Origin of the sequence: Agriterribacter sp., assembly GCF_035445465.1 — a bacterium.
Taxonomy (GTDB): Bacteria; Bacteroidota; Bacteroidia; order Chitinophagales; family Chitinophagaceae; genus Agriterribacter.
The window spans coordinates 1-7205 of the sequence record NZ_DAOMQT010000098.1; the positions used below are offsets into that span (position 1 = coordinate 1).

Below are 7205 nucleotides of genomic sequence, written 5' to 3' on the forward strand. Positions count from 1 at the left end.
TGAAAACTTAAATTCGAAACGTACATGTTCATACTTTTACATTAAAATGTTATTAATCAACCTGTAAGAAGAGCATAAAGTACAGAAGAACAGACAAATACAACGGTGTAAGCTGTACAGAATAGACGTTCGTGTGTGTATGCTTTAATTCAAGTCGTGAATAAAGGTAGGCTTTTAAAATGAATACCTGCAACATTCTTGCAGGTTTAAAAAATATTTTAGAACTGGTAAACGAGCGCATTAATGTTCATCCCGGCGCCAACCGAAGCAAAAAGTACTTTATCTCCGCTCCTGATTTCCTGATCTTTTAATTTCCCATTGAGTATAAGATCTAATAATATAGGAATGGTAGCTACGGAATTGTTACCCAGTTTTGAAATGGTCATCGGCATCAGGTTATCGGGTATGCTTGTCTCATTATACAGCTTAAATAACCGTTCCAGTATGGCAACATCCATTTTTTCATTGGCCTGGTGAATCAATACTTTGTTAATATCACGGATATGCAGATGCGCCTTGTCCAGCGCGGCTTTAATGACCAGCGGAACCTGCGTTAAAGCAAATTCATATAATTTCCGGCCTTTCATTTTAAGAAAGATGTTTTCTTCATTTTCCGATGTGGGATGATAGGATTGTCCCATTTTTAGCAGCATCGCATGATCCAGCGCATGCGTTTGTGTTTTATGCGCCATAATACCCTTACCTGTATGGGAAGCGGAAATAATTGCGGCGCCGCTGCCATCGCTGTATAACATCGAATCCCTGTCGTGGGGATCTATAACCCTTGATAACATTTCTGTGCCAATTACAAGGCAATGTCTGGCATCGCCCGAACGGATAAAATAATTGGCCTGTATAATGCCTTCTAACCACCCCGGGCATCCGAAAGGCAGATCGTATGCAACGCAGTCGGGATTGTGTATCTGCAGCCTGTGCTTAATACGGGAAGCCAGCGTAGGCACCATATCGGTGCGGTTGCTGCCATATGCTACATCGCCAAAATTATGCGCCACTATAATGTAGTCCAGCTTTTCCTTATCCATTCCTGAACTGCTGAGCGCAGCGCTGGCCGACAAAAACCCCATATCGGAAGCTTTTTGGTGCTGGGTTCCGTAACGGCGTTCACTAATACCCGTAATTTCCTTAAATTTTTCAATTATTTTTTGAGGGGTCTTCTCAACAGGAGTGCCGTCTGTATTAAAAAAGCGGGCAGTTAAAAATGCATCATTGGGAACGCACAGGCTGGGTATGAAGCTGCCGGTAGCAGTAAATACGGCCCCTAAAACTTTATCAAATCTTTCCTGGTTTTCAATCATTTCTGTACAGATTCTCCCCCAAGATTACAAAAAAAAGGTATATACCTGTTTTTTTCAATAAAAAAACCCGTGGAGATTGCATTGGCATGCAATTCCCACAGGTTAGTGTTAAGTCAATCAAGTATGTCTGTAATGTTATTGTGAGACGTCAAATGTGAAGAGGCTGTCTCAAAAGTAATATTTTGCCACGAAGCAGTCACGAAAACACAAAGAAAATAAAACCTGAAAATCAGGGCTTTGTGCCATTGTGTCTTAGTGGCATATCTTCTATACCGGCCCTTTTGAGACAGCCCCCTCACATCTCCCGTTTGACACAACAGCTATTATGTTTAATTGATCTTTTCTGAACGGGGCGCCGTCACAGATACCCCCTGCTGTGCTGTAGAATCCGCACTCAGTGTTCCATTTTCTATATACCTGATCTGCACGCTTTGCGTGGTATCTGTTGCGCCCGGAATGCCTGCAAAAAGAATCGTGTACACTTTTCTTTCTTCTAAGGCAACAGAACGGGTTGCCTGTATACTATTATTGTCATTAATAGCAATATTTGCATTACCCGGGTTTATGGCAACAAAGCCGGAAACGGAGGCGAAAGCCGCATTTTCACTGATCACACTACTGGCATTGTCGCTTACGGTTACTAATGGCTGGCTTGAATCGGGAATAGCATTAATGTAACGGATGTATGCTTTGCCTGAAGCCGGCGAAAGACTATCTAACGCATCGTTTACCACTACATTGCGGTAAACACTGTCGGCGCCCACTACAAACAGGGAGTAATATTGACCTTCATTGAATGTGAAATCCGATGCGGTAAAAGATGTTCCGCTACCGGCATTATAAGCTTCTACCGACCTTGTACCCGGATAAATACTCAGGTATCCGCCCGTGTAATTGGTATAGGCCAAAGCGGTATTGGGGAGGTTATTACCGGACAGGGCAATACCAATGGCAGATTTATCGGGCGAAAGATTAAATGCCATCAGGCCCGCAACAGGCGTATCGGGATTATCATTATCATTTGTTTTCAGGCAGGAAGCAAAAACAGCCATCACACATAAAGCGCCGGCTGCCAGTATTGTTTTTTGTGTCGAAAATAATTTTTTCATGATTGTTTTCTTTATGGTTTGGTATTAAAAAATTTGATTGAAGTTTTACAGTACTGCGTAATGGTAAACGACTATTCGAAAAAATGATGCCAGATGAAAGGTTATGCTGCAATGCCGGCAGAACTTAAGCCCGCCTTAACATTTGGTTGGTAGAACATTAACATATCACTTTTTCAAGTTGCATTTAAATGACCTTCAGCACAATTTATTTTTCAGTAGTGAATGTTGTAGATTAGCGCAGCATTTCCGGTATGTTATTAATCACACTATTGAAGTAGCTTATATGCTCAAAAGAAAATCTTTTCGGTTATTCCTTTCTGTTATCGTATTGCTGGCTGCTATATATCTTTCGGGCCCCCGCCCGCCAACGCCGGTATACAGTCCGGCTATGCCTGCTGTTCCTCACCAGGCCACTGAGCTGGAGGAATATATTAACCGTAACGAAGCCGGGCATACCCTTAAACCCAATAACGAGGCAAGGATCGTGTGGTGTAATGATACGCTGAAGGAAAAAACGGATTATGCTATCGTATATCTACACGGGTTTTCTGCTTCGCAGGAAGAAGGCGCTCCCATTCATACCAATGTTGCAAGGGAATTTGGATGTAATCTTTACCTATCGAGGCTTGCCGAACATGGTGTAGACACCACGGATCCCATGAAGAATCTCACGCCTTCCAGATACTGGGAAAGTGCCAAGCAGGCACTGGCTATTGGAAAGCAGCTGGGAAAAAAAGTGATCCTGATGGGCACGTCAACCGGGGGAACCAATGCATTGCAATTGGCAGCCGCTTATCCGGGTGATGTGTATGCATTGATATTAATGAGCCCTAATATCGCCATTCATAACGATAAGGCATGGTTGCTGAATAAGCCCTGGGGCTTACAGGTAGCCGGATGGGTGAATGGGAACGATTATGTTGTTTCGGAAGATACGCGGCCTGTTTATAAACAATACTGGTATGCCCAATACCCGTTGGAAGCCGCGGTGCAACTGGAAGAATACTTAGAAACCACCATGACGCCTGAAACCTTTGAAAAAGTAAAGCAACCTGTGCTGCTGCTGTATTATTATAAAGACGAAGTGCACCAGGATAGCGTGGTAAGCGTACCTGCCATGCTGAAGATGTTTGATGAGCTGGGTACGCCAAAAGAAAATAAAGTAAAGCAGGCCATGCCCAATGCAGGCAATCATGTATTGGGAAGCTATATCCGATCGAAAGATTTGCTGGGCGTTCAGCAGGCTGTTGAAAAATTCATGGAGAAGCAACTGCATGTAACCAAAGTGCCGGGTACTGCCATTACCACCAACACTACCCATGTGCAGATTACTATCGGAGAGCAGGTTCCTTAAAGTTACGGCAGTCAGGGTTTATTATTACGGGGCAGCAGCCGGTGCCCGTAAGCATCCGGTGCTGTCCTGTTTCTTACATTCATCCCTTTCTTTTTCCGCTCATGTAGTTTAAGCGTTCTGCTGTAACGCTTCTATAATGAATGTGGTCACCTGTCTGGTCAGCTATAATTTATTTATTTCTTAAAAATTAAAAAATGGGAGTGAGATTTATTTTTTTGCTTGTCGCTTTCTCGGCGGTATTCGCATCGTGCAAAAAGGATTTGCTTACAGGCAATGGCAGCATACAAACACAGGAAAGGGATGTAAGCGCATTTACTAAAGTGGCCACACAGGGTTCTACCCTCATTCATATTGTGCAGGGAACGGATTTTGAAGTGAAGGCAAAAGGCTATGCCAACCTGTTGCCCTATCTCAAAACAACAGTGAGCAACGGGGTTTTATCTGTTCGGTATGAAGACACCAGGAATGTGCGGAACGATAACTCGGAAGTGTTCATTACTATGCCGGTATTAACAGGTTTGTCATCGCAGGGAAGCGGCGATATATATGTTGCCGGTACATTTAACAGTAGCGATAATTTTGATGTAACGATATCGGGTTCGGCAGATATTGTAGTTGAAAAAGGATCTGCTGATCATTTTGCCCTGCATAGCTCCGGCAGCGGCGATTTTAAAAGCTTTGGCTTTACGGCAGGAACTGCCGATATTACCATTGCAGGTAGCGGCAACGTGGAGATAGCCGTAGTGCAGCAGCTAAAAGCCAAAATAAGAGGCAGTGGCAGCGTATATTATAAAGGCGATCCTGTCACAATAGATGATGATATCAGTGGAAGCGGAAAAGTGATTAAAAAGTAAAAGTGAGCGGTTTATAAGCAGACAAATAGTGAGTGGTTCCCCGGTTGTTGCGTAATACAGCCGGGGTTTTATTTTATAAAATCAGTAGCTGTTGGTTTATCGCTTATGATGCCGCTTTGCAATTAAAATCCATATTATTCCTGCAAGCATACTAAGCATTCCCCATAAAAATAAACTGTGGGCAAATACAGTATTCCCCGTTGTAAAATGATATGCACCACATGCAATTAAAACAAAGGAGGAAATAAGAGGTATCCCGATTTTGTATTTGAGCCCATTTTCCATTATTGGGTAAATATATAAATTAAAATATTACGCATAGAAATCACTGCAATTGCTTCCGCTTGTTTGTGGAATCTTTTTTTATCCGCATCTTATTGCTGTTACAGGGCCCTGTTGTGAAACTTCCATTGCTCACAACAAACTATTTTTATGAAACCCGAATACATACTGCAAAGCGATGTGCTGGATATTCTTTTTGAGCACCGCAACAAAGCCTATGGCGCCTATTATATACGCCGTCATTACCATGCGTATCTCTTAAAGGCATTGATGGCTATGCTTGTAGTAACCGGCGGAATTTTATTCCTGTTCACCCGGCAAAACAGTGAAAGATCCGGAACTGTTTTTTCGATCCCGCATATACCTCCCGTTACACCTTTTCATCCGGTGGAACCTCCAAAGTTTGAGCCGCCGCCACCCAGGGTGCAGCCTTCTCCAAAGCAGGTGGCATCGCAGCATTTTGCTTCCATACGAATAGTTCCGCCAACAGAAACGATAGAAGAGCCGCTGCCCGATGTATCCGCTTTGGCTGATAAGCAAATAGCGCTCACTACCGTTGACGGGCCTTTTTCGGGAGATGTGGTGACGCAGCCTGCAGTGGAGCAGTTGGGCGGGGAAGGAAATGTTGCTCCCGGGCCGGAGCATATGCAAGCCTATACCAGCAGTAATGTAGATGAAGCCGCTGAATATCCGGGAGGGCTGAAAGCCATGATGCGTTTCTTACAGCGAAACCTGCGCGATCCCATAGCAGAACGCACGGAAGCTTCGAGGATAAGCATCCGCTTTGTGGTAAACGAAGATGGAACAATAGGTAACTTTGCGGTCATTCAAACCGGTGGGGAAAAGATGGATCTGCAGGTTATAAAAGTGTTGCAAAAAATGCCCAGGTGGAAAGCCGCGCGGAAAAATGGCAGAAATGTAGCCATGTATTTTGTGCAGCCCGTAAGTTTTGAAGTCCTAAAAGATTAAAGGTTCATCAATTTTTAATAGGTGCAGGTGCGGCATTTATAAAAGGATTTGCTAACTTGCCCACTCCCTTAAACTTTACCTGATGTCGGTACAACAGAACTGGGAAGAGCAGAAACGGAAAAGAAATGCATTTTTTCATTCGCTATATGATTATGCAATGGGCATATTATGGCTGGGGTTAGGGCTTTTTTTTCTGTTTAATAAAAAATGGGATATTGACTGGATGAAGAGCGACCCGGTGATAGATGCCGTTTTTGGCGGGGTGGGAATAGCTTACGGGTTATTCAGGCTGTACAGGGGATACCAGCGGAAATATTATAAAAAATGAATAGCATTAACTATATATATACCATGTTGCGTGCAGGCATTTATGCTATGATGTTGTTGGTGCTGGTAAGCTGCAACGGGGGAACAAATACAAGAACGATTTCCGGTAATGATGACCTGAAATCAGGTACCATTCATATCAGCGTGGATGAATCTTTTAAGCCCATTATGGACGCGCAGATCAGGGTTTTTATGTCGCAGTTTCCCGAAGCTACTATTATTCCTCATTATAAAGCGGAAGCGGATTGCTTGAGAGATTTGCTCAACGACAGCATCCGGCTGGTGATTGTTACCCGCGGATTAAGTGAACAGGAAGTTAAATCTTTAAAAGATACCTTAAGGTTTGCACCTCCGTGGGGGAAAATAGCGACTGATGCTATATCCGTTATCGTAAACAATAAATCGGAAGATTCCCTTTTTACCATGGGAGATATCAGGTCTTTGATGAATGGTACCAGCGGATACAAGCTCAATCCGGTATTAGATGGCAATGCGGCAACAAGCACGGTTCGTTTTATGATTGATTCGGTGCTTAAGGGTCAGCCCCTGTCGGCGGAAGTAACTGCTGCCAAAACAAGCCAGGGTGTAATTGATTATGTAGCGCAAAATGAACACGCGATAGGATTTCTGGGAGTAAGCTGGATAGGAAACCCGGAAGATAAGCAACAACTGGCTTTTCTTTCCAAAGTAAGGGTGGCTTCTATAGAGGCAAGAGACGACCCCGGCAAATTTATAAAACCTTACCAGGCTAATATTGCCACTAAAAGATACCCTATGGTACGCGGTTTGTATTATATTGTAAAAGAGAACTATAGCGGATTGGGCAGGGGATTTACTAACTTTTTGAAGAGTGAAAAAGGACAGCTTATATTTCAAAGAGCCTATCTTGTTCCATCCAATATGCAGTTTACAATAAGGTCGGCTCAAATAAAGGAAGAATAATTTTTAATATATTTATTTACCAAAACCAAAATTTCAAATCAAAAATGATGAA

The 7205-nt window shown here is 43.2% G+C and carries 7 protein-coding genes; 5 read left to right on the top strand and 2 right to left on the bottom strand.

Features of this window, described 5'->3' with window-relative positions; all coding sequences use genetic code 11:
• Positions 1-218: 218 nt before the first annotated feature.
• Positions 219-1316: a 3-oxoacyl-ACP synthase III family protein gene (locus PLE34_RS21195; protein ID WP_324560415.1), complete on the bottom strand. Its 1098-nt coding sequence runs from the start codon at positions 1314-1316 to the stop codon at positions 219-221.
• A 329-nt stretch (positions 1317-1645) separates the two neighbouring features.
• On the bottom strand, positions 1646-2425 hold the full coding sequence (locus tag PLE34_RS21200) for a DUF4397 domain-containing protein (protein WP_324560418.1): 780 nt from the start codon (positions 2423-2425) through the stop codon (positions 1646-1648).
• 283 nt (positions 2426-2708) lie between these two features.
• Here PLE34_RS21200 and PLE34_RS21205 point away from each other — a divergent pair, with 283 nt between their 5' ends.
• The 5 genes from PLE34_RS21205 (at position 2709) to PLE34_RS21225 (ending at position 7153) form a co-directional block, all read left to right on the top strand.
• Positions 2709-3779, top strand: coding sequence for an alpha/beta hydrolase (locus PLE34_RS21205; RefSeq protein ID WP_324560421.1), 1071 nt, complete (start codon positions 2709-2711; stop codon positions 3777-3779).
• A gap of 194 nt (positions 3780-3973) precedes the next feature.
• Positions 3974-4633, top strand: a complete 660-nt coding sequence (locus PLE34_RS21210; RefSeq protein WP_324560424.1) for a head GIN domain-containing protein — start codon at positions 3974-3976, stop codon at positions 4631-4633.
• 432 nt (positions 4634-5065) lie between these two features.
• Positions 5066-5884: an energy transducer TonB gene (locus PLE34_RS21215; protein ID WP_324560427.1), complete on the top strand. Its 819-nt coding sequence runs from the start codon at positions 5066-5068 to the stop codon at positions 5882-5884.
• A gap of 82 nt (positions 5885-5966) precedes the next feature.
• Positions 5967-6212: a hypothetical protein gene (locus PLE34_RS21220; protein ID WP_324560430.1), complete on the top strand. Its 246-nt coding sequence runs from the start codon at positions 5967-5969 to the stop codon at positions 6210-6212.
• Positions 6209-7153, top strand: coding sequence for a PstS family phosphate ABC transporter substrate-binding protein (locus PLE34_RS21225; RefSeq protein WP_324560433.1), 945 nt, complete (start codon positions 6209-6211; stop codon positions 7151-7153). Before PLE34_RS21220 ends, PLE34_RS21225 begins: the two co-directional genes overlap by 4 nt.
• Positions 7154-7205 lie beyond the last annotated feature (52 nt).